Here is a 24,705-nt window from a genome sequence, read left to right as displayed (position 1 = left end):
CGAGCGCGCCCACGCTGGAGTCGCTCCACATCGACGCACCGGCGATCCGGCAGTAGCGTCGAACGGGTGAACGCTGTTCCAGACGCTCTTCCCCGGACCGCCGGGGCCCTGCGCGCGGCCGGGTACGAGCCGCGCCCGATCGCGCAAGAGATCCACGACAACCTGCTGACCGCCCTCAAGACCGGCGAAGACGCCTGGCCCGGCATCGTCGGCTTCTCCCGCACCGTGCTGCCGCAGCTCGAACGCGCGCTGCTGGCCGGCCACGACGTCGTCCTGCTCGGCGAACGCGGCCAGGGCAAGACCCGCCTGCTGCGCACCCTCGCCGGCCTCCTCGACGAGTGGACGCCCGTCATCCAGGGCTCGGAGCTGGGCGAACACCCGCTGCAGCCGATCACGCCCGCGTCGATCCGGCGCGCCGCCGAACTCGGCGACGACCTGCCCGTGGCGTGGCGCCACCGCTCCGAGCGCTACACCGAGAAGCTCGCCACGCCGGACACCTCGGTCGGCGACCTGATCGGCGACGTCGACCCGGTGAAGGTCGCCGAAGGCCGCAGCCTGGGCGACCCCGAGACCATCCACTTCGGCCTCGTCCCGCGCGCCCACCGCGGCATCGTCGCCATCAACGAGCTGCCCGACCTCGCCGAGCGCATCCAGGTCGCGCTGCTCAACGTCATGGAGGAGCGCGACATCCAGGTCCGCGGCTACACGCTGCGGCTGCCCCTGGACGTCCTGCTCGTCGCGACCGCGAACCCCGAGGACTACACCAACCGCGGCCGGATCATCACCCCGCTGAAGGACCGCTTCGGCGCCGAGATCCGCACCCACTACCCCCTGGATGTGGAAGCGGAAGTGGCGGTCGTCAAACAGGAAGCCCACCTCGTGGCCGAGGTCGGCGAGCCGCTGCTGGAGGTCCTCGCCCGGTTCGTCCGGAACCTCCGCGAATCCACGGTCATCGACCAGCGCTCCGGCGTGTCCGCCCGGTTCGCCGTCGCGGCGGCGGAGACCGTGGCGGCCGCGGCCCTGCGGCGCGCGGCGCTGACCGGTGAGGAGCCGGCTGTCGCGCGGCCGGTCGACCTCGACGCCGTCCCGTCCGTGCTGCGGGGCAAGATCGAGTTCGAACCCGGCGAAGAGGGCCGCGAGATCGAGCACCTCGTGCACCTGATGCGCCGGGCGATCGCCGAGACCGCCCGAGGCCGCTTCGCCGGGCTGGACCTGCGCCCGCTGGCCGACGCCGTCGAGGAAGGCCACCTGGTCGCCACCGGCGAGCGCGTCCCCGCCAAGGACGTCCTCGCGGCCCTGCCGGAGCTGCCGGTGCTGCACGAGGTCGCCCAGCGCGCCGGCGTGTCCGCCGACGAGCCCGCCGGCCGGATCGCGGCCGCCGTCGAACTCGCCCTCGAATCGCTGTTCCTGGCCCGGCGCCTGGCCAAGGACTCCGACGACGCGACGACCGTCTACGGCCGATGACCGCGGTCCCGCTTCCCGACGGCTACTCCTACGGCCCGTGGCACGACGGGCCGGACCCGCTCGCGCCCCCGGCCGACCTGCGGGACGCGCTCGACGAGATCGGCCGCGAGGTCATGGCCGGGGCGTCGCCGCGGTCCGCGCTGGAGGAGCTGCTCCGGCGCGGCACCGAGCGCACGTCGGGCCTGGACGAGCTGACCCGGCGCCTGTGGCAGCGCCGGTCGCAGATCCAGCGCCGCAACAACCTGAACGGCACCCTGCAGGAGGTCCAGCGCCTGCTGCAGGAGGCCCTCGACGCCGAACGGCGGGAGCTGTTCCCGGACCCGGACGACGAAGCCCGGTTCCGGGAGGCCCAGGTCGACGCGCTCCCGTCGGGCACCGCCGCGGCCGTCAACGAACTGGCGAACTACGACTGGCGGTCCGAGCAAGGCCGCGAGAACTACCAGCAGATCCGCGACCTGCTCGGCCAGGAGCTGATGGAGTCGCGGTTCCAGGGCATGAAGCAGGCCCTGCAGAACGCCGGTCCCGAGGACGTCGAGCGGATCAACGAGATGCTCTCCGACCTCAACGACCTCCTCGCGGCCCACGCCCGAGGCGCCGAGGACATCCAGGAGCGCTTCGACGACTTCATGGCCAAGCACGGCGAGTTCTTCCCGGAGAACCCGCGCAACGTCGAAGAGCTGATCGACGCGCTCGCCGAGCGGTCCGCCGCGGCGCAGCGGATGCTCAACTCGATGTCGGCCGAGCAGCGCGCGGAGCTGGCCGAGCTGACGCAGCAGGCGTTCGGCGACCCGCGGCTCGCGCAGCAGCTGTCCCAGCTGGACAGTCAGCTGCGGGCCGCGCGGCCGGGCGAGGACTGGACCGGTTCGGAACGCTTCCGCGGCAACAACCCGCTCGGCATGGGCGAAGGCGCGCAGGCGATGGCCGACCTCGCCGAGCTGGACGCGCTGGCCGAGCAGCTGAGCCAGTCCTACCCGGGCGCGAGCCTGGAGGACATCGACCTGGAGTCGCTCGAACGCCAGCTCGGCAAGGACGCCGGCGTCGACGCCCGGCGACTGTCCGAACTGGAGCGTGAGCTGCGCCGCCAGGGCCTGTTCGAACGGGCCGCCGACGGGTCGCTCCGGTTGTCGCCCAAGGCGTTGCGGCGCCTCGGCGAGACGGCGCTGGCCGACATCGTGAACGCGTTGCGCGGCAAAACCGGCGACCGCGAGACCGAGTCGGCGGGTGCGGCGGGCGAGCCGACGGGGGCGTCGCGGCCGTGGCGGTTCGGGGACATGCAGCCCTGGGACGTGCCGCGGACCATCCGCAACGCCGTCCTGCGGTCGGTTTCGGTCGGGGAGCGGTCGGTCCGGCTCGACGTCGAGGACGTCGAAGTGGTCGAGACCGAACACCGCTCCCGCGCGGCGGTCGCGCTGCTCGTCGACACGTCCTGGTCGATGGTGCAGGAAGGCCGCTGGCTGCCGATGAAGCGCACCGCGCTCGCGCTGCACCAGCTGATCAGCACGCGCTTCCGCAACGACGCGCTGCAGCTGATCACGTTCGGCCGCTACGCCCAGTCGGTGGAGCTGCCGGAGCTGATCGGGCTCGAGGGCGCGTGGGAGCAGGGCACCAACGCCCACCACGGCCTGCTGCTGGCCGGCCAGCACCTGCGGCGGCACCCGGACGCCCAGCCGGTGGTGCTGATGGTCACCGACGGCGAGCCGACCGCGCACCTGGAACCGGACGGCGAAGCGGTCTTCGACTACCCGCCCCAGCCGCGGACCCTCCACAAGACACTGTCCGAAGTGGACCGGCTGGCCAAGCTGGGCGCGTCGGTGACGGTGTTCCGCCTCGGCGACGACCCGCGCCTGACGGCGTTCGTCGACGTCATCGCGCGGCGTTCGGGCGGCCGGGTGGTCGCACCGGACCTCGACGGCCTCGGCGCCGCGGTGGTCGGCGACTACCTGCGCACCCGGCGGCGCTGAGGCGGCGCCGGCGGCCTCGCCGCCCGGTCCAGCGACCGGGCGGCGAGCACGGTGTCGTCGTGGCCGGCGGGCAGGTAGGCGTCGTGGTCGGCGAGCACCTCCCGGCCGAGCGCGCGAGCCTGCGCGAACGCGCCTTCGGCCACCAGCAGGTCGACCGACCGGCGCCGCAGCCGCAGGATCGGGCCGAGCCGCGGGCCCGCGGAGACCGACGGCAGCGCCCGGAAGTGCCGCCACAGCGCGGCGGCGTGGTCGGCCAGATCGGCGGTGTCCTCGGTGTCCAGCACGGCGAACGCCCGGTCCAGCACCTCGGCCAGGCGGTCCTCGGCGTGCAGCCGGCCCAGCACCGCGAGCCGGGTCAGGCGGTGCATCGTCACGACTTCGCCGCTGACGTCGAACTCCGCGAGCGACGCGCCTTCGAGACCGGTCAACGCCGCGTCCACCGCCACCGGGTCCGGCCCGGCGTGGTGCATCAGGGCTCGCCGCACACCCCGTGGGGCCAGTACGGCCAGGAGCTCGGCGACGACCAGGGCCCGGCCGTCCCGCGCGGCCACCGTGCGCAGGGCGGCGAGCGTGGTGTCCTCGACCCGGGGCGAATGGTCCTCACCCGGGTCGCGCTCGAGCACGAGGGTGCCCGGCAGCCGATCGAGGTGGCCCGCGGCCCGGATCACCCCACCGGCCTGGGCGAGGGCCAGCGGCAGGTAGCCGAGCTCCCGGGCGACGTCGGCCGCGTCGGCGTCCCGGCCCGATCGCGTGCGGACGAAGCCGGCGGCCGTGGCCGGGTCGAAGCCGGTCACCGGCACCGTGGCGCCCAGGATCTCGAAGTCCGGCACCGTCGTGGTCACCAGGACGCGGGCGCGGGCGGGCAGCCACCGGGTGAGCGCGTCCGGGTCGGTCGGGCCGTCGAACACGACGATGGCGCCGTCGCGTCCGTCGAGCCACGCCAGCCCCGCGTCGGGACCGGCCAAGCCCTGCCGCCGGGCCAGCTCCGCGTAGGCGCGGGCGGTGTTCGCCGGGTCCGCGGCCGCGATCCAGAGCACCGGTGAGCGGGCCTCGCGGACGAACGCGGCGGCGAGGTGGGTCTTGCCCACCCCGCCGCGGCCCAGCAGGACGCAGGAACGGCCGGCACGGAACGTCTCGTCGATCTTCGCCAGGAGCTCGTCGCGGCGCACCGCCGCGAGGGGTTCGCGGGGGACCGGGCCGAGCACCGGCCGGGGCCGGACCCGGCGCCGCCGCAGCAGCAGGACGACCGCCGTGACCAGCGCGATCACGGCGACCGCACCGCCCAAGACGATCATGGTGCCCATCCGGCCAGGCTAACCGCGCTCGCCGCCGGAAACCCGCTGCGGAAGAGTGACGCCCGGTCAGGGGTGACGGCGCCGGACCGGCACGGCCCGCGGGTCGATCCACTGACCGTGGGCCGGTTGCTCGAGCAGCGGGTCGGCCCACCGGACGCGGACACGGTCCGGGTACGCCTCCTGGATGCGGGCCTCCGTCCAGCGGCCCGGTTCCACCTCGACCCACCACAGGTCGCCCAGGCACGAGAGGCCGTCGCGGCGGACGACGTCTTCGGCGTCCTCGCGGCCGGACGGCTCGGCCAGCGCCGCGTGGAACACCGTCAACGGCTCCCACCCCGCGTCGGCCGGACGGAGGTGGCCGAGCAGCTCGCCGTCCTCTTCGCGGCGGACTTCGATCGTGGTCATTCCCCGGCTCCGAACGTGGGCAGCAGCTCGCGGACGGCCGCGATGACCTTCTCCGTCTGGGCCCGCAAGGCGGTCAGGCCGTCCCGCTCGTCGGCCGAGCCGACGTAGGCGTCCAGGTCGGCGCGGACTCCTTCCTTCCACACGGCCGTCAAGTGCTGCGTCCGCGCGATGTCCCGGTCGGGGTGCCCGTCCACCAGCACGACGTCCGCGCGCAGCCCGGGGTGGAGCCGGCCGCGGTCGGCCAGGCCGAACACCGCGGCCGGACGCGCGGTCGCCGCCGCGAGTGCCTCCGCCGGCGGCAGGCCCGCGGCGACCAGGTGCTCCAGCTCGCGGTGCAGGCTCGCGCCGTGGACCGTGCCCGGGTTGGGCGCGTCCGTGCCGGCCAGCAGCGGCACGCCGGCCTCGCGCAGCAGCCGCGCGTTGTCGCGCGCCACCGCGAAGTCCGGCAGCCGCGGCGGCAGCCAACGCCGCCCCTGCCGCTCCAGGACCGCGCGCCAGGCCGGTCCGAGTCGCGGCGCCAAGGCCGAGGTGAGGAGCGGCATCGCGCCGTCGCGCGGGAAGCCGTCGGCGATCGACAACGTCGTGACGACCGCGACGCCGGCACGCGCGACCGCTTCGGCCTGGCGGCCGGTCATGGCGTCGAACGGCACGTGCGCGAGCACGTCGACGCCGGTGGACAGCAGGTCGACGGCCCCGCGGGCGGTCGAGACGTGGGCCGCGACGAGCAGTCCGGCCCGGTGCGCGGCCGCGGTCAGGGCGGCGATCGTCGGCACGTCCAGGGACGGCATCGGCAGCGGGCCGCCGGTCCCGTCGTCGTAGAGCACCTTGAGGTGGGCGGCCCCTTCGGCGACGCGGTCGGCGACGAACCGCTCGGCGTCCGCCGGGCCGGTCACGTACGGGAAGGGCGCGTACATCATGCTCGGGTGGCCGCCGGGTGCCGTCGCCCCGACGCTGGAGGACCGCACGTCGGCGGCGTCCGGGCGAGCGCCCTGGACCAGGGCGTCCCGGACGGTGTCCGGCTTGCTGAACATGTCGAGCACGGTCGTGACGCCGAACGCGAGCGCCTGCCGGAGCGCGCCGGGCAGGAGGTGGACGTGCGCGTCGATGAGCCCGGGCAGCAGCGTGCCGCCCCGGGCGTCGACGTGCTCGTCGCCGGGCCGCAGCAGGGTGTCGTCGCCGACGGCTTCGACGCGGCCGCCGTCGAGCCGCACGGCGGTGTGCTCGGTGAGGCGCTCGCCGTCGAAGACGCGGGCGCCGGTGATGGTCGTGGTCACGGCGGCGACGATAAAAGTTGACATCGTGTGAAGGTCAACTCCTAAGCTGACGCGGTGCGGTACTCGATCAGCCAGGTGGCCAAGGCGTCCGGGGTGTCGGCCCGGATGCTGCGCCACTACGACGCGATCGGCCTGCTCAAGCCGTCTTCCGTGGGTACCAACGGCTACCGCTGGTACGGCCGCGGCGAACTGCTGCGGCTGCAGCGCATCCTGCTCCTGCGGCGGTTCGGGCTCGGCTTGGCCGAGATCGGGGCCGTGCTGGGGGAGCGGGCCGGTGAGGCGGCCGCGTTGCGCGGGCACCTGGCGCAGCTGGAGGAGGAACGGCGGCGCCTGGACAGGGTGATCACCACGGTCGAGGAGACGGTCGCCGACCTCGACGCCGCCCGGATCGACGACCCCGGCCGGTTCTTCGCCGGGCTGCGCGAGGACGCCGCCGAGATGCGGCAGGCCTACCGCGAGACGTTCGGCGAAGGCGCCGGGAAGGCCTTCGACGTCGCCGAAGCGGCCCAGGAGGGGCTGACGGCCGCGGACTACGAGCACGCCGCGGCCCAGGGCGCGGCCCTGTTCCGCCGCCTGGCGAGCGTCATGCGCTCCGGGGCCGCGCCAAGCGATCCGGCCGCACTGGACGTCGTCGCCGAGCACTACGCGTCGGTCAGCCACTTCTGGCAGCCGACCGCGGCGGCCTACGCGGCGATGGGCGGGCTGTACGAGCGCGACCCCCGGCAGCGGGACCTCGCCGCGCGCGCCGATCCGGAGCTCCCGGCGTGGCTGGCCCGGGCCATCGAGGCCTACGCCCGTGAGAGACTCGTCCCACCGGTCGGGAAGACCTGACGAGCGAACGCTTACAGTCGGGGGTATGCAGACTTGGTCATCGGTCGACGTGCCCCGCATCCCCGGCACCCCCCGCCCGCTGCGGCTCCACGACACGGCCACCGGGCAGATCCGCCCGACCGCGCCCGGCGCCACCGCCCGGATGTACGTCTGCGGCATCACGCCCTACGACGCGACGCATCTGGGGCACGCCGCGACGTACCTGGCCTTCGACCTGGTGAACCGCGTGTGGCGGGACAACGGGCACGACGTCCACTACGTGCAGAACGTGACGGACATCGACGAACCGCTGCTCGAGCGCGCGGAGCGCGACCAGGACGACTGGGTCGTGCTGGGCATGCGCGAGACGGCGCTGTTCCGCGAGGACATGACCGCCCTGCGCGTATTGCCGCCGAAGCAGTTCGTCGGCGCGGTGGAGAGCATCCCGGAGATCGTCGAGGTCATCGCGAAGCTGGTGGCCAACGGTGCCGCCTACCGGGCCGACGACCCGGAGTTCCCGGACGTCTACTTCGACCACTCGGCGACCGGCAAGTTCGGCTACGAGTCGAACTACGACGAAGCCACCATGCGGAAGTTCTTCGCCGAGCGCGGCGGCGACCCCGACCGCGCCGGCAAGCGCCACCCGCTGGACGCGCTGCTGTGGCGGGTCGCGCGCGAGGGCGAGCCGTCGTGGGAGTCCGAGCTGGGCCCGGGCCGCCCGGGCTGGCACATCGAGTGCAGCGCGATCGCGGTCAACCGGCTGGGTCTCGGGTTCGACCTCCAGGGCGGCGGCTCGGACCTGATCTTCCCGCACCACGAGTACAGCGCGGCGCACGCGGAGGCCGTCGCCAAGGACGGGCCGTTCGCCCGCCACTACGTGCACGCCGGGATGATCGGCCTCGACGGCGAGAAGATGTCGAAGTCGCGCGGGAACCTGGTGTTCGTCTCGCGGCTGCGGGCCGACCAGGTCGACCCCGGCGCGATCCGGCTCGCGCTGTTCGCCGGTCACTACCGCGAGGACCGCGCCTGGACGTCCTCGCTGCTGACCGAGGCCGAGGCTCGGCTGGCGCGCTGGCGCGAAGCCGTCGCGCTGCCGGCCGGCCCGTCGGCGGAGGACACGGTCACGCGGCTGCGCGACCACCTCTCCGACGACCTCGACACACCGAAGGCCCTCGCGGCGATCGACGCGTGGGCGAACGAAGCCCTGCGTCGCGACGGCACGGACGCGACGGCGCCGGGCCTGATCCGCATCGCCGTCGACGCTCTGCTCGGCATCACGCTCTGACGACCACAAGCAGGGCCCGGCCGCTGCCGGGCCCTGCTTGTGTATAACGGCCTATACTGCGGCGGGCCGGCCGTCGGCCAGTTCGAGGTGGTCGCCCCGCCAGTCCCGGCGCAGCCACCGGTCGTGGGACGCGATGACGACCGCGCCCGGCGCCGTTTCCAGCGCCGCGAACAGTTCTTCCGCCAGGGTCAGCGAAATGTGGTTCGTCGGCTCGTCCAGCAGGAGCACGTCCGGCGGCTCGGCGAGCAGGATCGCCAGCGCCAGCCGGCGCCGCTGACCGACCGAGAGCGCACCGACCGGCTGCCGGAGGTCCCGGGACGCCAGCAGGCCGAGGTGGCTCAGCGGGGGAGCGTCCTCGCCGAGGGTGTCCCGGTAGACGCGCGCGGCCGTCCGTTCGGGCGACGCGAACGCGACGTCCTGCTCCAGCAAGCCGACGCGCACGCCGTGTCCGAAGTGGACGGTGCCGCTCGCGGGAGCCAGCCGGCCAGCCAGCACCGAGAGCAGCGTCGACTTGCCGGCGCCGTTCCCGCCCGTGACGAGCAGCCGGGCCGAGCCGTCGACGTCCAGCCGGGGCAGGCTCAGCCGTCCCGGAACCTCCAGTGCGCGCACCGAAATCGCCGGTCCGTCGCCGGTCGCGTGCCCGGTCAGCTCCGCCCGGAACCGCAGTGGCGCCGGGGGTTTGCGCACCTGGTCGCGTTCGAGGTTCTCGAGCCGCTGCTCGGCGTCGCGCACCCGCCGCGAGATCGTCTTCTGGACGCGGGCGCCCTTGAAGTGGTGGATGAACTTGTCGTTGTCGCGCGGGCCGCGGCCGTAGGCGACGTTGCGCGCGGTGACCGCGACGGTCTCCCGCAGCTCCTTCAGCTCCTCCTGCTCTTCGGCGAAGCGCTGCTCCCACCGCGCCCGCTCGGCCTTCTTGTGGCCGAGGTAGTCGGTGTAGCTGCCGCCGTAGCGGACCGCGCCGCCGGCCTGGCGGTCGGCCGCGGCCGGGTCGAGGTCGACGATGTCGGTGCAGACGGCGTCGAGGAACACCCGGTCGTGCGACGACAGCACCACGATCCCGGTCAGCTCGGTGAGGTGGCGTTCCAGGAACGCCATCGCGGCGTCGTCGAGGTGGTTGGTCGGCTCGTCCAGCAGCAGCGTCTCCGGCTGCCGGATCAGCAACGCCGCCAGGCCGAGCCGCGACCGCTGGCCGCCGGACAGCGTGCCCAGCCGCCGGTCCGGTTCGACGCCGCCGAGGCCCAGCCCGTCGCAGACGAGCTTCGCGCGCCGGTCGGCGTCCCAGAGGTCGTGGGCCTGGGCCCATTCCAGGACGCGGCCGTACTCGTCCAGCACCGACGAGTCGTCGGGCCGGTCGGTCATCGCCGTGGTCAGCTCGTCGAGCCGGGCGGCGGCGACGCGGATCTCGGCGAGCGCGTCGTCGAGGACGTCGCTGAAGGTCGAGTCCATGCCGAACGGCAGCTCCTGGAGCAGGAACCCGACGTCCGGGCCGCGCAGGACCTCGCCGGAGCGCGGTTCCTCGAGCCCGGCGAGCAGCCGCAGCAGCGTGGACTTGCCGGTGCCGTTCTCGCCGACCAGGCCGAGCCGCTGCCCGGCCGACGCGGTCAGCGTGACGCCGTCGAGGACGACGCGGGTGCCGTAGCCGAAGACGACGTCCTTGGCCTGCAAGGGAAAGAGGGTAGACATGTGCGATCACCGAGCCCGGGTGGGAAGAAGCGGAAATCCCGCCGGGCGTCGTGGCACGCGGGAGCGTCAGGCTCGACCGGGTGCCGCCTCGGAAGCGGGATGGGCGCGGTTCAGTTCCTCATAGTGGAGCCAGGTTAACGCAACATCCGTAGAGTTAGTCAACTGGTTATGGCCTGGGTCACATCCGGCAGGTTCCCCGCCGCTGCTTCCGCGGCCGCGGTGCCGTCGGTGAGGAACCCGACCAACGCCGTCAGCTGGCGCCGGTCCAGGCGTGCGAGCCGTTCGCCGACGAACCGGGCCATCGGCGCGTACAGCTCGGCGAGCTCGGCCATCCGGTCGGGCAGCGGCCGGACGACGAGCCGGCGGCGGTCCGCGGGATCCGGGGCGCGCTCGGCGAGCCGGTGCTGCTCCATCCGGTCGAGCAGGCGGGTGAACGCGCCGGTCGAGATCCCGAGCAGCCGCGCGAGCTCGGTCGGGGAGTCGCTGACGCCGCCGTGGAGCAGGTGCAGGCAGTGCAGCTCGGTGGGGGTGACGGCCATCCGCTCGGCGACCGCGGCGTGGAAGAGCGCGGTCGAGCCCACGAACCGGGGGAGGGCGAGAGCGGCGGCGGTGGCGAGTTCGCGCTGGTCGGGCAACGTCCATCCAAGGTCGGGTAATCGTGCAGTCACTGCCCTGCGCAGTGGCTGCCCGGCGAACGATAGCGGAGCGGGTTGACAAACCCGCAGGCGGCACCCAATCTGAAAGAGCACTTTCGAAACAAATCTTTCAGATAGGGATGGCCGATGGCCGAGCTGCCGCCGCGCAAGCGGATCGAGGACGTCGAGCTGCTGCGCGCGCTGTCGCACCCGCTGCGGTCGGCGCTGCTGAACCACCTCACCGCCGTCGGCCCGCGCACCGCGAGCGAGTGCGCGGAGGCGGTCGGCTCGACCGCGTCCAACTGCAGCTGGCACCTGCGGCAGCTCGCGCAGTACGGCCTGGTCGAGCGGGCGGACGCCGAAGACGGCCGGGAACGGCCGTGGCGGGCCCGGCAGGTCGGGCTGGAGATGGGGGAGCTGGCCGACGACCCCGCCCACCGCGCGGCCCAGCTCGGCATGGTGGGTGCGACCCTGGGCCACGAGCAGGAGCTGACCCAGCGGTACCTGGACTCGCTCGACGACCTCGACCCCGCCTGGCGCGCGGCGGCCGGGCTGATCACGTACGCGCTGCGCGTCACGCCGGAGGAGCTGACCCGGCTGACCGACGCGATCGACGCCCTGGTCCGGCCCTACGTCGGAGCCATCCGGACCGACGCGCCGGCAACCGCCCGGTCGGTGCACGTCGGCCTGCGGGCGTTCCCGCGCATCGAACACTCGGGGAAGGCGGAGGAATGAGACAGCTGCTGGGGGTGCCCGCGTTCGCCCGGCTGTGGGTGGCCGCGTTCTTCGGCGAGACGGCCGAGTGGATGCTGCAGGTGGCGTTGCCGGTCTACGTCTTCCAGCGCACCGGTTCGGCCGCGACGACCGCGCTGAGCATCGTGCTCGGCCTGCTGCCCGCGGTGCTGCTGAGCCCGGTCGCCGGCGTCGTGGCCGACCGGTGGAACCGACGGGCGGTGCTGTTCGGCGTCTGCTGCGGGCTGGCCGTGGTCGCGCTGCCGCTGCTCGCGTCGCCGGGCGTGGCCGTCGTGTACGCCGTGATGGCCGCGCAGGCGGCACTGGCGTCGGTGTTCGAGCCCGCGCGCAACGCGCTGGTACCGGAGCTGGTCGGCGTCGAGGAGGTCACCGGCGCGAACGGCCTGATGAGCGTGAACGGCAGCGTCGCGCGGCTCGCCGGCGGCTGGGCGGGTGGCGCGCTGCTTGGTTTTGGCGGGCTCGCCGACGTCATCACCGGCTACCTCGCGGTGCTGGTGGTCGCGGCCGCCTTGCTGGCCAAGCCGTTCCGCCGGGTGAGCGCGCCCGCGCCGGCGGCCGCGCCCGAACCCGTGGTGCGCGCCTGGCTGGACGGCCTGCGCGAGCTCACCCACAACCGCCGCTTGCGGCGCACCGGGCTCACGCTGGTGTTCACGTCGCTGGCGCAGGGGATGTTCCTCGTGCTGTTCGTGGTGTACGTCCTCGACTTGCTGGGCGGCAGCGAAGCCGACGCGGGCCTGCTGCGGGGCGTGCAGGCGATCGGCGGCCTGGCCGCCGGGTTCGCGCTGGCCACGGTGGCCCGGCGCGTGGCGCCGGCGGCGCTGCTCGGCTGGGGTTCGGTCGCGCTGGGCCTGCTGTCGGCGGTGATCTGGAACCTGGCCGGGCTGACGACGGCGCTGGGGGTGTACGTCGGGCTGTTCGTCCTGGTCGGCGCCCCGGGAGTGGTCGTCGGCGCGGGGGTGCTCTCGGAGATCCAGAGCGCGGTCGCGCCGGAGCGGGCCGGGCGCGTGCTGAGCACGACGTTCGCGGTGATCGCCCTGGGCACGACGGCCGGGGCCCTGCTGGCCGGGACGCTGGTCGCGACGACCGGGCCGGCGGTGCTGCTCAACGTGCAGGCCGGGATCTACGTCCTGGCCGGGATCCTCGCGCTGGCGCGGAAACCACCCGCAATCCGCAGGTTTCGCGAAGAACCCGCCACCGCGGTGGCTACGGTGGAGGGGTGCCGCACCTCTTCGCGACCAGCGACCTCCACGTGACCCATGAGGGCAACGGCCCGATCCTCGACTCGGTCGTCCCGGAGACGCCCGAAGACTGGCTGCTCGTGGCCGGGGACGTCGCCGAGCGGGCCGAAGCCACCATCGGGACCCTGAAGACCCTCAGCGAGCGGTTCGCGAAGGTCGTCTGGGTGCCGGGCAACCACGAGCTGTGGACGACGAACGGCGACCCGTGCCAGCTGCGCGGGCAGGCCCGGTACGAGCACCTCGTCGAGGAGTGCCGGAAAATCGGGGTCCTGACGCCGGAGGACGACTACCCGGTCTGGCCCCACGCCGACCGGCCGCTGATCATCGCGCCGCTGTTCCTGCTCTACGACTACAGCTGGCGGACCCCCGAGGCCGAGGGCAAGTCCCTGGAGGAGGCGCTGACCCAGGCCCGGGCCGCCGGCGTCGTCTGCACCGACGAGTACTTCCTCCACCCGGACCCGTACCCGAGCCGCCAGGCGTGGTGCGAGGACCGGCTCAAGCTCAGCACCGAGCGCCTGGACGCGATCCCGGACGACCACGGCACCATCCTGATGTCGCACTGGCCGCTGCACCGCCACCCGACGGCGCCGCTGTACTGGCCGGAGTTCGCGCTGTGGTGCGGCACCACGAAGACCGAGGACTGGCACCTGCGCTACCGCGCGGAGATCGCGGTGTACGGCCACCTGCACATCCCGCGCACGACGGAGGCCGACGGGGTGCGCTTCGAGGAGGTTTCGCTCGGTTACCCGCGCGAGTGGCGGAAGCGGGCGCGGGGCGCGGTGCCGATGCGCCGGATCCTCTGGCCGTCGTGAGTTCCCGCGCCGCCGCTCGGTGAGCGGGCGGACGCGGCATCGGCGTGGGGGAGCTCCTCGGCTGTCATGAGTCCGCGCGCCGCCGCTGGGCGGGTGTGCGGCACCGGCCGGGGAGTACCTCGGCCGTCATGAACCCCCGCGCCGCCGCTCCCTGAGCGCGCGCACCCGGCCTCGGCTGGCGCAGGCGGGGGACGGGCACCAGCGTCGCCGGCCGCCCGGGTCGGCGAACACCCCGCGGCAGTCCTGCTCGGGACACGCGCGCAGATCGTGCCGGAGCGGCCCGGTGAGCCAGTCGGCCGCCTGGTGCGCGAGCCGGGCGAACGCGGCGTCCGCGGTTGGCGGGGCACTGCGGTGCAGCCGGTCGAGGGCGGCCAGGTGCACCGGCTCGGGCTTGAGGAACTCCGCCAGCGGGCTCACCTGGTCGGCTCTCGGCGCGACGCCGTCCACCGCGCCCAGCGCGAGTTCGCGGAGGGCCTCACGCAGCCGGTGCGCCGCGCGCAGGTCGGCGTCCGTGACCGGCGCGAGCGGCGTCAGCTCGACCTGCGCCAGCCAGTCGCGCAGGTGCTCGGGCGTCGGGATGCGCTCGACCGGCTGCGCCCCGAAGTGCCGGCCGCGCGTGGCCAGCAGGTTCAGCCAGGGCGCCCCCATGTCGAGGCGGAATTCTTCGGACACCTCGCCATCGTAACGGTTGGGGCGTTACACTCGGCGTCGTGACTGGGGACCCGCGGGTGCGGACGGTGCTGGGCGACATCGATCCGGCCGAGCTGGGCGTGACGAACGCGCACGACCACCTGTTCTTCGCCTCGAAACTGCTGCCCGGCCAGGAGCTGGACGACCCGACGGCGGCGACCGAGCTGCTCCTGGCCTTCAAGATGGCCGGCGGCTCGGCGCTCGTGCAGTGGACGCCGTACGGGCTCTGCCGCCGGACGCGCGAGCTGGCGTGGATGTCGAACGAGATCGGCGTGCACGTCGTCGCGGCCACCGGGCTGCACCGCGCCGAGCACTACGCGCCGGTGATCGTCGACCGCGTCATCGACGGCCTGGTCAAGGAGTTCGTCGCCGACCTGACCGAGGGAACGCAGCCCGCCGACCTGCCCGACGAGCCCCGCACCGGCCCGCGCGCCGGGCTGGTCAAGGTGGCCGGCGCGTTCCACACGATCGACTCCCACGCGCGGCTGACGATGACCGCCGCCGCGGTCGCCCACCAGGAGACCGGCGCGCCGATCGCCGTGCACCTCGAACTCGGCACCGCGGCCCTGGAGACGGTCGAGCTGCTGTGCGACAAGCTCGACGTGTCACCGGAAAAGGTGATTCTCGGGCACCTCAACCGGAACCCGGACCCGCGGATCCAGCGGGAGATCGCCGAGACCGGCGTGTTCCTCGGCTTCGACGGCCCGTCGCGGGCCAACCACGCCTCCGACTGGCGGCTCTTCGACGGCCTGGAAGCCCTGGTCGAGGCCGGGCACGGCGGCCGGATCCTGCTCGGCGGCGACACGACCACCGCCGCCGCGCGGTACCAGCCGGGCGCGCCCTACCTGCTCACGACGCTGGCACCGCGGCTGGCGAAACGGCTGGGCGGCGACGTCGTCACCGCCATGCTGGTGGCGAACCCCGGCCGGGCTTTCGCCACCAGCTGGCTGAAGTAGCCCTCAGCGCAGGCCGAAGCCTTCCTGCCCGCCGCCCCGGCCGCGGCGGCGCAGGTAGCGCTCGAACTCGGCGGCGATCTTGTCGCCGCTGACGTCCTGCTCGGCGACCTCGCTCTGCGCGTCCCCGCGCTCCTCGAGGCTGCGGACGTACTCGCTGATCTCCTCGTCCTCGTCGGCCATCTCGCTGACCGTGCGCTGCCACTCCTCGGACTGCTCCGGCAGCGCGCCCAGCGGGATCTCGACGTCGAGGATGTCCTCCAGCTTGTGCAGCAGCGCCAGCGTCGCCTTCGGGGACGGCGGGTGCGACACGTAGTGCGGCACCGCGGCCCAGATCGACACGGCCGGGATGCCGGCCTGCACGCAGTAGTCCTGCAGGATGCCCACGATGCCGGTCGGGCCCTGGTAGTTGTTCAGGTCGAGCCCGTAGAGCGACGCGGTGTCCTTGTCGTAGGCCGTCCCGGTGACCGGGACGGGCCGCGTGTGCGCGGTGTCGGCGAGCAGCGCGCCCAGCGTCACCACGGTCGCGACGTCGAGCTGCTGGATGTGCTCCAGCAGCTCGGCGCAGAAGGCGCGCCAGCGCATGTTCGGCTCGGGGCCCTGCACCAGGACCACGTCGCGGTCGAACCCGTCGGGGCGGCACACCGACAGCGTCGTCGTCGGCCAGTCCACCCGTCGAGTGACGCCGTCCACCATCCGGACGGTCGGGCGGCTGACCTGGAAGTCGTAGTAGTCGTCGGGCTCCAGTTCGGCCAGGGGCGTGGCGTCCCAGTTCAGCTGCAGGTGCTCGACCGCCCGGCTGGCCGCGTCACCCGCGTCGTTCCAGCCTTCGAAGGCGACGACCATCAGCGGCCGGGTGGGTTCGGTGCGGTCGCCGGGCGGCCGCGGGGTCTCGTCGACGGGCTCACTCACCGGACCAGCCTACGACCACCGGCCTTACGCTGTTCAGCATGTCCGATCGCATGTCGTCACCGTTGCTCGAGGCCCTGCGCTCCCGCGTCCTGGTGGCCGACGGGGCGATGGGCACCGCGCTGCAGGCCCACGACCTGAGCCTGGACGATTTCGCCGGCCTCGAAGGCTGCAACGAGATCCTCAACGTCACCCGGCCGGACGTGGTCCGCTCGGTGCACCGGGGCTACCTGGAGGCGGGCGCGGACGCCGTCGAAACGAACACTTTCGGGGCCAATTTCGCCAACTTCGCCGAGTACGACATCACCGAGCGGATCTTCGAGCTCGCCGAAGCCGGCGCGCGGCTGGCCCGCGAGACCGCCGACGAGTTCGCGACGCCGGACCGCCCGCGGTTCGTGCTCGGGTCGGCCGGCCCGGGCACCAAGCTGCCGACGCTCGGCCACGCGCCGTTCACCACGCTGCGTGACGCCTACCGCGAAGAGGTTCGCGGCCTGCTGGCCGGCGGCGTCGACGCCGTGATCGTCGAGACCACCCAGGACATCCTCCAGACGAAGGCGACGATCATCGGCGCCAAGCGGGCGATGGCCGCCGAGGGCCGGCAGGTGCCGATCCTCGCTTCGATCACCGTCGAAACGACCGGCACGATGCTGCTCGGCACCGAGGTCGGCGCCGCGCTGGCCGCCCTGGAGCCGCTCGGCGTCGACGTCATCGGGCTCAACTGCGCCACCGGCCCGGCCGAGATGAGCGAGCACCTGCGGCAGCTGGCCAAGCACGCCCGGGTGCCGCTGTCGGTGATGCCGAACGCCGGCCTGCCGGAGCTGGGCCCGAACGGCGCGGTCTACCCGCTCGGCCCGGAAGCCCTGGTCGAGGCGCTGACCGGGTTCGTCCGCGAGTTCGGCGTCGGCCTGGTCGGCGGCTGCTGCGGCACCACCGACGAGCACATCCGGCAGCTCGCCGCCGCCGTGGCCGACACCGCGCCGGTGGCCCGGCGGCCGCGGCCCGAGCCCGGCGTGTCGTCGCTGTACCAGGCGGTGCCGTTCAAGCAGGACGCCAGCGTGCTGATGATCGGCGAGCGGACCAACGCCAACGGCTCGAAGGCGTTCCGCACCGCGATGCTCGAGGGCCGCTGGGACGACTGCGTCGAGATCGCCCGCGAGCAGACCCGCGACGGCGCCCACCTGCTCGATCTGTGCGTCGACTACGTCGGCCGCGACGGCACCGCCGACATGGCAGAGCTGGCCGGGCGCCTGGCCACCGCGTCCACCCTGCCGATCATGCTCGACTCGACCGAGGTCGCCGTCCTGAAGGCCGGCCTGCAACGCCTCGGCGGGCGCTGCGCGGTCAACTCCGTCAACTACGAGGACGGCGACGGCCCCGACTCCCGGTTCACCCAGGTCATGGAGCTGGTCAGCGAGTACGGCGCCGCCGTCGTCGCCCTGACCATCGACGAAGAGGGCCAGGCGCGCACGGCGCAGAAGAAGGCCGACATCGCGACCCGGCTCATCGAGGACATCACCGGGAACTGGGGGCTGCGCACCTCCGACGTCATCATCGACGCCCTGACCTTCACCATCGCCACCGGCCAGGAGGAGTCGCGCCGCGACGGCATCGAGACGATCGAGGCGATCCGCGAGATCAAGCGCCGCCACCCCGAGGTCCAGACCACGCTCGGCCTGTCCAACATCTCCTTCGGCCTCAACCCGGCCGCGCGGCAGGTGCTGAACTCCGTGTTCCTGCACGAGTGCGTCCAGGCCGGCCTGGACACCGCGATCGTGCACGCGTCGAAGATCCTGCCGATGGCGCGCATCCCGGACGACCAGCGCGCGATCGCGTTGGACCTCGTCTACGACCGCCGTCGCGAAGGCTACGACCCGCTGCAGGAGCTGATGGCCGTGTTCGAGGGCGTCAGCGCGGCGTCGTCGAAGGCTTCGCGGGCCGAGGAGCTGGCCGCGCTGCCGCTGTTCGAACGCCTGGAACGGCGGATCGTCGACGGCGAGCGCAACGGCCTCACCGGCGACCTCGACGCGGCCCTGGAGCAGCGGCCCGCCCTGCAGATCATCAACGACACGCTGCTTTCCGGCATGAAGACCGTCGGCGAGCTGTTCGGCTCCGGGCAGATGCAGCTGCCGTTCGTCCTGCAGTCCGCCGAGGTGATGAAGGCCGCCGTCGCGCACCTCGAACCGCACATGGAGAAGGACGACGACTCCGGCAAAGGCCGGATCGTGCTGGCCACCGTCCGCGGCGACGTCCACGACATCGGCAAGAACCTCGTCGACATCATCCTGTCCAACAACGGCTACGAGGTCGTCAACCTCGGCATCAAGCAGCCGATCACCACCATCCTCGACGCCGCCGAGGAACACGGCGCCGACGCGATCGGGATGTCCGGGCTGCTGGTCAAGTCGACGGTGATCATGAAGGAGAACCTCCAGGAGATGAACTCCCGGGGCGTCGCCGCGCGCTGGCCGGTGCTGCTCGGCGGTGCCGCGCTGACCCGGTCCTACGTGGAGAACGATCTCACGGAGCTGTACTTCGGCGACGTCCGGTACGCCCGCGACGCGTTCGAAGGACTGCGGCTGATGGACGCGATCATGGCCGCCAAGCGCGGGGAGTCACCGCTGGTCGACGCCGACGCGGAGCAGAAGCGCCTGGAGCGCAAGGAACGCCGCGAACGGTCGCTGCGGATCGCCGAGGCGCGGAAAGCCCGCAAAGCCGAAGAGGAAGCTCACGAAGGGCCGCCGCCTGCGCGCTCGGACGTCGCCACCGACGTCCCGCTGCCGTCCCCGCCGTTCTGGGGTTCGCGCGTGGTGAAGGGCGTCCCGCTCGCCGACTACGCCGCGATGCTCGACGAGCGCGCGACCTTCATGGGGCAGTGGGGCCTCAAGGGCGCCCGCGGCGGCGCCGGGCCGACGTACGACGAGCTCGTCGAGTCCGAAGGCCGTCCGCGGCTGCGCTACTGGCTCGACCGGCTGACGGCCGACGGCGTCCTCGCCCACGCGGCCGTCGTCTACGGCTACTTCCCGTGCGTCGCCGAGGGCGACGACCTCGTCGTGCTCACCGAGCCAGCGCCGGACGCGCCGGAGCGGCTGCGCTTCACCTTCCCGCGCCAGCGCCGCGACCGGCGGCTCTGCCTGGCCGACTTCTACCGGCCCCGCGAGTCGGGCGAGGTCGACGTCGTGCCGTTCACCGTCGTCACCATGGGCCAGCCCATCGCCGACTACGCGAACGACCTGTTCGCCGCCGACGCCTACCGCGACTACCTGGAAGTCCACGGCCTCGGCGTCCAGCTCACCGAAGCGCTCGCCGAGTACTGGCACTGCCGCATCCGGCAGGAGCTGACCTTGCCTGGCGGTGTGGCGGTCGCCTCAGAGGACCCGGACGACGTCGAGGAGTTCTTCAAGCTCGGCTACCGTGGAGCGAGGTTCTCACTGGGCTACGGCGCCTGTCCCGATCTCGAGGACCGGGCGAAGATCGTCGCGCTGCTCGAGCCGGGCCGGATCGGCGTCAAGCTGTCCGAGGAGTACCAGCTGCACCCCGAGCAGTCGACCGACGCGATCGTCTGCCACCACCCGGAAGCCAAGTACTTCAACACCTGAGGGAGATCCACTGTGGACGGACTCGTCGCCGTGCTGTGGGACATGGACGGCACGCTGGTCGATTCCGAGAAGCTGTGGGACATCGCCCTCTACGAGACGGCGGAATGGCTCGGCGGCAGGCTTTCCGAAGAGCAGCGGATGACGCTCGTCGGGTCCAACATGGACGACACCTCGGCGTACCTGCTCGAGGTCGTCGGCCTTCCCGTGAACCCCGAGGCGATCGCGTCGACGGGCGCGGAGATCCGCCGCCGCACGGCCGGGCTCTTCGACGACGAGCTGCCGTGGCGCCCGGGCGCCCGCGAAGCGTTGATCGCGGTCCGCGAGGCCGGGCTGCCCTCGGCGCTGGTCACCTCGACCGAGCGCGACCTGACCGAGCTGGCGCTGAACACGATCGGCCGGGACTTCTTCGACGCCACGGTCTGCGGGGACGAGGTCGGGGGCTTCAACAAGCCGCACCCGCGGCCGTACCTCAAGGGCGCGGAGCTGCTCGGCGTCGACCCGGCGCGATGCGTCGCGGTGGAAGACTCCCCGCCGGGCACGGCGTCGGCGGTCGCGGCGGGCTGCACGGTCCTGGTCATCCCGAACGACGTCCCGGTCGAGCCGGGGGAGCGGCGCGTGTTCCGCGACTCCCTCGTCGGCATCGACGTGCCGGCGCTGGCGGCCCTGCTGGGCTGAGCACGCCCATGTCGCATTTCCGCTAGCCCTCGCCGGCGCGCTCGGCGATGCTGGGTCGCGTGCACGAAGATTTCGAGCGGTGCGTGCGGGCCGTGCAGGCGAAGGACGCCCGGTTCGACGGGTGGTTCTACACCGCCGTCCTGACGACGAAGATCTACTGCCGGCCCAGCTGCCCGGTGGTGCCGCCGAAGCCGCGGAACATGAGCTTCTACCCGAGCGCGGCGGCCGCGCAGCAGGCCGGCTTCCGCGCCTGCAAGCGCTGCCGCCCGGACGCGAGCCCGGGGTCGCCGCTGTGGAACGAGCGCGCCGACCTGGTCGCGCGCGCCATGCGGCTGATCGCCGACGGCGTCGTCGACACCGACGGCGTCCAGGGCCTCGCCGACCGGCTCGGCTACAGCGTCCGGCAGGTCCAGCGCCAGGTGTTCGCCGAGGTCGGCGCCGGCCCCCTGGCGCTGGCCAGGGCCCAGCGCGCGCAGACCGCGCGGACGCTGATCGAGACCACCACCCTGCCGATGGCCGAGCTGGCCCTGGCCGCCGGGTTCGGCAGCATCCGGGCGTTCAACGACACCGTCCGCGAGGTGTTCGCCCTCTCGCCGACCGAACTGCGGCAGCGGGCGAAGGGCAAACCGTCCGCGACCGCGGGCGCGATCCCGCTGCGGCTGCCCTACCGGAAGCCGCTCTGCCCGGACAACCTGTTCGGCCACCTCGTCGCCACCGGCGTACCGGGCGTCGAGGAGTGGCGGGACGGCGCCTACCGCCGGACCCTGCGGCTGCCGCACGGTCATGGCGTCGCCGCACTGCGCCCCGAGGATGGGCACATCGCGTGCCGGCTCACCCTGACCGACCTGCGGGACCTGCCGACGGCGACCAGCCGCTGCCGCCGCCTGCTGGACCTCGACGCGGACCCGGTCGCCGTCGACGACCAGCTCGCCACCGACCCGCTGCTCGCGCCGCTGGTCGAAGCCGCGCCGGGCCGCCGCGTGCCGCGCACGGTCGACGGCGCCGAGTTCGCCGTGCGGGCCGTGCTCGGGCAGCAGGTCTCGACGGCGGCGGCGCGCACCCACGCGGCCCGGCTCGTCGTGGCCCACGGCGAGCCGATCGAGGACCCCGAGGGCGGCCTCACCCATCTGTTCCCGTCGCCGGACGCGCTCGCGTCCCTGGACCCGGAGACCCTGGCGATGCCGCGGTCCCGCCGTCGGACGCTGCTCGCGCTGGTCGAGGCGCTGACGGACGGCCTCGACCTCGGCGCGGGCAGCGACTGGGGCGCCACCCGGGCGGCGCTGACCGCGTTGCCCGGCTTCGGGCCGTGGACGGTCGAGAGCATCGCCATGCGTGCCCTCGGCGACCCCGACGCGTTCCTGCCCACCGACCTCGGCATCAAGTACGCCGCCGAGACCCTCGGCCTCGGCGGCCAGGCCGCCGTCGTCGCCCGGTCGGAGGCGTGGCGCCCGTGGCGCGCCTACGCCACCCAGCACCTGTGGGCCACCGGTGACCACGCGATCAACCGGATGCCCGCCGCCTAGGAGATCCCATGCGTTCCCACAAGGTCATCGACAGCCCCTGCGGCCCGCTGACCCTCGTCGCCGAGGGCGACGCGCTCTGCGGGCTGTACATGCACGAACAGCGCCACCGGCCCGCCGAAGCGACGTTCGGCTCGCCCGGCTCGGTCGAGGTCTTCGCCCGCACCGAGACCCAGCTGACGGAGTACTTCGCCGGGCGACGCCGGGAGTTCGACGTCCCGCTGGCCTTCCACGGCACGCCGTTCCAGCGGTCGGTGTGGGCGGCGCTGCTCGACATCCCGTACGGCGAAACCGCGTCCTACGGCGAGCTCGCGCAGCTGCTCGGCAAGCCGGCGGCCGCGCGGGCCGTGGGCTTGGCCAACGGCAAGAACCCGGTTTCGATCATCGTGCCGTGCCACCGGGTCATCGGTTCGACGGGTTCGCTGACCGGGTACGGCGGCGGCCTCGAGCGGAAGCAGTACCTCCTCGACTTCGAACGCCGTCCCAGTCCTCGGGAGGCAATGTCCACTTCGGTGTGAGATCGGCGGCATCCGCGGCGGGGCGGGGCGGCGGCGCCGGGGGCGGGGTGGAAGGATCTGCAGACCGTGAAGACCTTCGATGAGCTGTTCGCGGAGCTTGCCGAGCGCGCGCGTACCCGTCCCGACGGGTCCGGCACCGTCGTCGCCCTCGACGCCGGGGTGCACGCCCAGGGCAAGAAGGTGCTCGAGGAAGCCGGCGAGGTGTGGATCGCGGCCGAGCACGAGTCCGACGACCGCCTCGCCGAGGAGATCTCCCAGCTGCTGTACCGGGTGCAGGTGCTGATGCTCGGGCGCGGCCTGTCGACCGAGGACATCTACCGCTACCTGTGACGGGTCGCCCGAAGAACCCGAAGAACGAGGAGAAGAGCGAAATGCTGCGTGTTGCCGTGCCGAACAAGGGAGCCCTCGCCGCCGCGGCGACGGAGATGCTCGGCGAGGCGGGCTACCGGAAGCGGCATGAGCAGCGCGACCTGACCGTGCTCGACCACGTCAACGAGGTCGAGTTCTTCTTCCTGCGCCCCAAGGACATCGCGATCTACGTCGGCTCCGGCGACCTCGACCTCGGCATCACCGGCCGGGACCTGGCGCTCGACTCCGGCGCGCCGGTGGACGAGGTCCAGGCGCTCGGCTTCGGCGGTTCGACGTTCCGCTACGCCGCCCCGGCCGGCCGCGACTGGAAGCCGGCCGACCTGCACGGCAAGCGCCTGGCGACGTCGTACCCGCGGCTGGTCCGCGACGACCTCGCCCGCCACGGCGTCGAGGCCGAGGTGATCCGCCTCGACGGCGCAGTCGAGATCTCGATCCAGCTGGGCGTGGCGGACGCGATCGCGGACGTCGTCGAGTCCGGCCGGTCGCTGCGGCAGAACAACCTGGTCGCGTTCGGCGACCCGATCTGCGTGTCGGAAGCGGTGCTGCTGCAGCGTCGCGGAACTCCGGAAAACAAGGCGAAGTCCCAGCTGGCGGCGCGCCTGCGCGGGGTCGTGTTCGCGCAGCAGTACATGATGCTGGACTACGACTGCCCGCGGACGCTGGTCGAGCGCGCGATCGCCATCACGCCGGGTCTCGAGTCGCCGACGGTGGCACCGCTCGCGGACGAAGACTGGGTGGCCGTGCGCGCGATGGTGCCGCGCAAGAAGGTCAACGTCATCATGGACGAGCTCGCCGAGGTGGGCGCGAAGGCGATCCTGGCGTCGGACATCCGCTCCTGCCGCCTCTGACCCGGCGCCCGGCCGGCCGCGCGAACCTCAGCGCGGCCGGTTGGGCTTCTTCGGCAGCAGGTCGTAGAGGCCCTTGCGCACGCCGTTGTCGTTGACGTTGCGGGCGACCGCGACCTCCGAGATGAAGTCCTCGAAGACGAACTCCTCGTCGGCCGGGACAACCGCGGGGGCCTGGTTCTGCTCCAGGTAGCTGTCCAGCGTGCCCGCGATCTCGCGGAATGACAGCGCTTGCAGCGTCTCCGGCGCGTAGGTCGTCACCGGGACGCCGTGCGCCGCCGCCTCGTTCATCACCACGCCCAGCGGCAGGTGCGAGAGCATCGGGATGCCGAACTCGTACATCTCCTGCAGCGCCGCCGCCGCGTAGTGCGAGATCGGGCGCCGGTAGAGGCTCGGCACCAGGCCGAACCACGACAGCGGCTGCCGCCCGACCGTCTGCTCGACGTACCGGACCTGGTCGGCCAGCAGCCGCAGCGCGCGGATGCTCGTCTTGTCCGGCTGGACCGGGACCAGGATCCCGTGCGACGCCGCCAGCGCGTTGTTGGTCAGCACGTCCAGCGCGGGCGGGCAGTCGATGACGCAGTGGTCGTAGTTGGCGAACTGGATGACCCGGGCCAGCTGCCAGCCGGGCACGCGGAACGAGTCGAGCCGCCGGATCAGGTCGAACATCCCCGGTGACGTCGGCACGACGTCCAGCGCGCCGCCCTTGCCGAGGTTGCTGCGCGGGTGCGGGACGACGAGCTCCTCGATCGGGCCCTTCCACGTCTTGGCCAGCGCTTTCGCCAAGGTCGGCGCGTCCCCGCGGACCTCGGACAGGCCGAGCATCTCGGTCGTCGCGTGGCCCTGCGGGTCGAGGTCGACCAGCAGCACCCGCCGGCCCCGCTCGGCCAGCGCGGCCGCGGTGCCGACGCTCAGTGAGGTCTTGCCGACCCCGCCTTTCTGGTTGACCACCGAGGTGATCTGCATGCCGGAGCGCTCCTCAAGTCGGTCGTTCCGCGAAGGTTATTGGATGCGG

At 73.1% G+C, this 24,705-nt stretch carries 22 protein-coding genes; 14 read left to right on the top strand and 8 right to left on the bottom strand.

Features of this window, described 5'->3' with window-relative positions; translation table 11 throughout:
* The first annotated feature begins 66 nt into the window (after positions 1–66).
* Both ACIRSS_RS45790 and ACIRSS_RS45785 read left to right on the top strand, forming a co-directional pair.
* Entirely contained in the window at positions 67–1,464 is a 1,398-nt protein-coding gene (locus tag ACIRSS_RS45790; RefSeq protein WP_400907418.1) for an ATP-binding protein, read from the top strand.
* Entirely contained in the window at positions 1,461–3,425 is a 1,965-nt protein-coding gene (locus ACIRSS_RS45785; protein WP_400907415.1) for a hypothetical protein, read from the top strand. The genes ACIRSS_RS45790 and ACIRSS_RS45785 overlap by 4 nt, the downstream gene beginning before the upstream one ends.
* Here the strand turns inward: ACIRSS_RS45785 and ACIRSS_RS45780 are convergent.
* From ACIRSS_RS45780 to ACIRSS_RS45770, 3 genes are read right to left on the bottom strand one after another with little or no spacing between them, the layout of a single operon-like run.
* Positions 3,401–4,729, bottom strand: a complete 1,329-nt coding sequence (locus ACIRSS_RS45780) for a hypothetical protein (RefSeq protein WP_400907413.1) — start codon at positions 4,727–4,729, stop codon at positions 3,401–3,403. The genes ACIRSS_RS45785 and ACIRSS_RS45780 overlap by 25 nt on opposite strands.
* A 57-nt stretch (positions 4,730–4,786) precedes the next feature.
* Entirely contained in the window at positions 4,787–5,125 is a 339-nt protein-coding gene (locus tag ACIRSS_RS45775) for a hypothetical protein (RefSeq protein ID WP_400907410.1), read from the bottom strand.
* The gene (locus tag ACIRSS_RS45770; protein WP_400907407.1) at positions 5,122–6,399 is read right to left on the bottom strand and encodes an amidohydrolase family protein; all 1,278 of its coding nucleotides are present in this window, start codon (positions 6,397–6,399) and stop codon (positions 5,122–5,124) included. The genes ACIRSS_RS45775 and ACIRSS_RS45770 overlap by 4 nt, the downstream gene beginning before the upstream one ends.
* Positions 6,400–6,453: 54 nt before the next feature.
* On the opposite strand from ACIRSS_RS45770, the gene ACIRSS_RS45765 reads away from it, so the two are divergent.
* Together ACIRSS_RS45765 and mshC are read left to right on the top strand one after the other, a co-directional pair.
* The gene (locus ACIRSS_RS45765) at positions 6,454–7,230 is read left to right on the top strand and encodes a MerR family transcriptional regulator (RefSeq protein ID WP_400907404.1); all 777 of its coding nucleotides are present in this window, start codon (positions 6,454–6,456) and stop codon (positions 7,228–7,230) included.
* Between the two features lie 25 nt (positions 7,231–7,255).
* Positions 7,256–8,494, top strand: coding sequence for a cysteine--1-D-myo-inosityl 2-amino-2-deoxy-alpha-D-glucopyranoside ligase (gene mshC / locus ACIRSS_RS45760; RefSeq protein ID WP_400907401.1), 1,239 nt, complete (start codon positions 7,256–7,258; stop codon positions 8,492–8,494).
* A 51-nt stretch (positions 8,495–8,545) separates the two neighbouring features.
* Here mshC and ACIRSS_RS45755 read toward each other — a convergent pair whose 3' ends face one another.
* Together ACIRSS_RS45755 and ACIRSS_RS45750 are read right to left on the bottom strand one after the other, a co-directional pair.
* Positions 8,546–10,177, bottom strand: coding sequence for an ABC-F family ATP-binding cassette domain-containing protein (locus ACIRSS_RS45755; protein WP_400907398.1), 1,632 nt, complete (start codon positions 10,175–10,177; stop codon positions 8,546–8,548).
* 158 nt (positions 10,178–10,335) lie between these two features.
* On the bottom strand, positions 10,336–10,812 hold the full coding sequence (locus ACIRSS_RS45750) for a MarR family transcriptional regulator (RefSeq protein WP_400907395.1): 477 nt from the start codon (positions 10,810–10,812) through the stop codon (positions 10,336–10,338).
* Positions 10,813–10,959: 147 nt separating this feature from the next.
* Between ACIRSS_RS45750 and ACIRSS_RS45745 the strand changes: the two genes are divergently transcribed.
* From ACIRSS_RS45745 to ACIRSS_RS45735, 3 genes are read left to right on the top strand one after another with little or no spacing between them, the layout of a single operon-like run.
* Positions 10,960–11,547 (top strand): ArsR/SmtB family transcription factor, encoded by a 588-nt coding sequence (locus ACIRSS_RS45745; RefSeq protein ID WP_400907392.1) that lies wholly within the window; start codon positions 10,960–10,962, stop codon positions 11,545–11,547.
* Positions 11,544–12,818: an MFS transporter gene (locus tag ACIRSS_RS45740; RefSeq protein WP_400907389.1), complete on the top strand. Its 1,275-nt coding sequence runs from the start codon at positions 11,544–11,546 to the stop codon at positions 12,816–12,818. Before ACIRSS_RS45745 ends, ACIRSS_RS45740 begins: the two co-directional genes overlap by 4 nt.
* Complete coding sequence (locus tag ACIRSS_RS45735; RefSeq protein WP_400907386.1) at positions 12,782–13,615, top strand: metallophosphoesterase family protein; 834 nt, start codon at positions 12,782–12,784, stop codon at positions 13,613–13,615. Before ACIRSS_RS45740 ends, ACIRSS_RS45735 begins: the two co-directional genes overlap by 37 nt.
* A gap of 126 nt (positions 13,616–13,741) precedes the next feature.
* Here ACIRSS_RS45735 and ACIRSS_RS45730 read toward each other — a convergent pair whose 3' ends face one another.
* The gene (locus tag ACIRSS_RS45730; RefSeq protein ID WP_400907383.1) at positions 13,742–14,287 is read right to left on the bottom strand and encodes a CGNR zinc finger domain-containing protein; all 546 of its coding nucleotides are present in this window, start codon (positions 14,285–14,287) and stop codon (positions 13,742–13,744) included.
* A gap of 38 nt (positions 14,288–14,325) precedes the next feature.
* Here ACIRSS_RS45730 and ACIRSS_RS45725 point away from each other — a divergent pair, with 38 nt between their 5' ends.
* Positions 14,326–15,261 (top strand): phosphotriesterase, encoded by a 936-nt coding sequence (locus ACIRSS_RS45725; protein WP_400907380.1) that lies wholly within the window; start codon positions 14,326–14,328, stop codon positions 15,259–15,261.
* Positions 15,262–15,264: 3 nt separating this feature from the next.
* Here the strand turns inward: ACIRSS_RS45725 and ACIRSS_RS45720 are convergent, their stop codons facing one another.
* Complete coding sequence (locus ACIRSS_RS45720; RefSeq protein ID WP_400907377.1) at positions 15,265–16,170, bottom strand: PAC2 family protein; 906 nt, start codon at positions 16,168–16,170, stop codon at positions 15,265–15,267.
* 38 nt (positions 16,171–16,208) lie between these two features.
* Between ACIRSS_RS45720 and metH the strand changes: the two genes are divergently transcribed.
* From metH to hisG, 6 genes are all read left to right on the top strand, one after another.
* Positions 16,209–19,763: a methionine synthase gene (gene metH / locus ACIRSS_RS45715; RefSeq protein WP_400907374.1), complete on the top strand. Its 3,555-nt coding sequence runs from the start codon at positions 16,209–16,211 to the stop codon at positions 19,761–19,763.
* Between the two features lie 12 nt (positions 19,764–19,775).
* Positions 19,776–20,438, top strand: coding sequence for an HAD family hydrolase (locus tag ACIRSS_RS45710; protein ID WP_400907371.1), 663 nt, complete (start codon positions 19,776–19,778; stop codon positions 20,436–20,438).
* Positions 20,439–20,497: 59 nt separating this feature from the next.
* Positions 20,498–21,961 (top strand): DNA-3-methyladenine glycosylase 2 family protein, encoded by a 1,464-nt coding sequence (locus tag ACIRSS_RS45705; RefSeq protein ID WP_400907368.1) that lies wholly within the window; start codon positions 20,498–20,500, stop codon positions 21,959–21,961.
* Positions 21,962–21,969: 8 nt separating this feature from the next.
* Positions 21,970–22,476 (top strand): methylated-DNA--[protein]-cysteine S-methyltransferase, encoded by a 507-nt coding sequence (locus ACIRSS_RS45700; RefSeq protein WP_400907365.1) that lies wholly within the window; start codon positions 21,970–21,972, stop codon positions 22,474–22,476.
* Between the two features lie 66 nt (positions 22,477–22,542).
* Entirely contained in the window at positions 22,543–22,806 is a 264-nt protein-coding gene (locus tag ACIRSS_RS45695) for a phosphoribosyl-ATP diphosphatase (RefSeq protein WP_400907362.1), read from the top strand.
* A gap of 41 nt (positions 22,807–22,847) precedes the next feature.
* On the top strand, positions 22,848–23,693 hold the full coding sequence (gene hisG, locus ACIRSS_RS45690; protein ID WP_400907360.1) for an ATP phosphoribosyltransferase: 846 nt from the start codon (positions 22,848–22,850) through the stop codon (positions 23,691–23,693).
* A gap of 27 nt (positions 23,694–23,720) precedes the next feature.
* Here the strand turns inward: hisG and ACIRSS_RS45685 are convergent, their stop codons facing one another.
* Positions 23,721–24,656: a ParA family protein gene (locus ACIRSS_RS45685; protein WP_400907358.1), complete on the bottom strand. Its 936-nt coding sequence runs from the start codon at positions 24,654–24,656 to the stop codon at positions 23,721–23,723.
* Between the last annotated feature and the right edge of the window lie 49 nt (positions 24,657–24,705).

It is taken from the genome of Amycolatopsis sp. NPDC101161 (genome assembly GCF_044768185.1).
In the GTDB taxonomy this organism is placed as follows: domain Bacteria; phylum Actinomycetota; class Actinomycetes; order Mycobacteriales; family Pseudonocardiaceae; genus Amycolatopsis.
This window is presented reverse-complemented; position numbering and strand designations above follow the sequence as displayed.

Excerpts from the sequence above, each read along its gene's own strand:
- ACIRSS_RS45685 (WP_400907358.1), bottom strand. The coding sequence starts at position 24,656 with ATGCAGATCACCTCGGTGGTCAACCAGAAAGGCGGGGTCGGCAAGACC.
- ACIRSS_RS45775 (WP_400907410.1), bottom strand. The coding sequence starts at position 5,125 with ATGACCACGATCGAAGTCCGCCGCGAAGAGGACGGCGAGCTGCTCGGC.
- ACIRSS_RS45755 (WP_400907398.1), bottom strand. The coding sequence starts at position 10,177 with ATGTCTACCCTCTTTCCCTTGCAGGCCAAGGACGTCGTCTTCGGCTAC.
- ACIRSS_RS45780 (WP_400907413.1), bottom strand. The coding sequence starts at position 4,729 with ATGGGCACCATGATCGTCTTGGGCGGTGCGGTCGCCGTGATCGCGCTG.
- ACIRSS_RS45700 (WP_400907365.1), top strand. The coding sequence starts at position 21,970 with ATGCGTTCCCACAAGGTCATCGACAGCCCCTGCGGCCCGCTGACCCTC.
- ACIRSS_RS45740 (WP_400907389.1), top strand. The coding sequence starts at position 11,544 with ATGAGACAGCTGCTGGGGGTGCCCGCGTTCGCCCGGCTGTGGGTGGCC.
- mshC (WP_400907401.1), top strand. The coding sequence starts at position 7,256 with ATGCAGACTTGGTCATCGGTCGACGTGCCCCGCATCCCCGGCACCCCC.
- metH (WP_400907374.1), top strand. The coding sequence starts at position 16,209 with ATGTCCGATCGCATGTCGTCACCGTTGCTCGAGGCCCTGCGCTCCCGC.
- hisG (WP_400907360.1), top strand. The coding sequence starts at position 22,848 with ATGCTGCGTGTTGCCGTGCCGAACAAGGGAGCCCTCGCCGCCGCGGCG.
- ACIRSS_RS45785 (WP_400907415.1), top strand. The coding sequence starts at position 1,461 with ATGACCGCGGTCCCGCTTCCCGACGGCTACTCCTACGGCCCGTGGCAC.
- ACIRSS_RS45745 (WP_400907392.1), top strand. The coding sequence starts at position 10,960 with ATGGCCGAGCTGCCGCCGCGCAAGCGGATCGAGGACGTCGAGCTGCTG.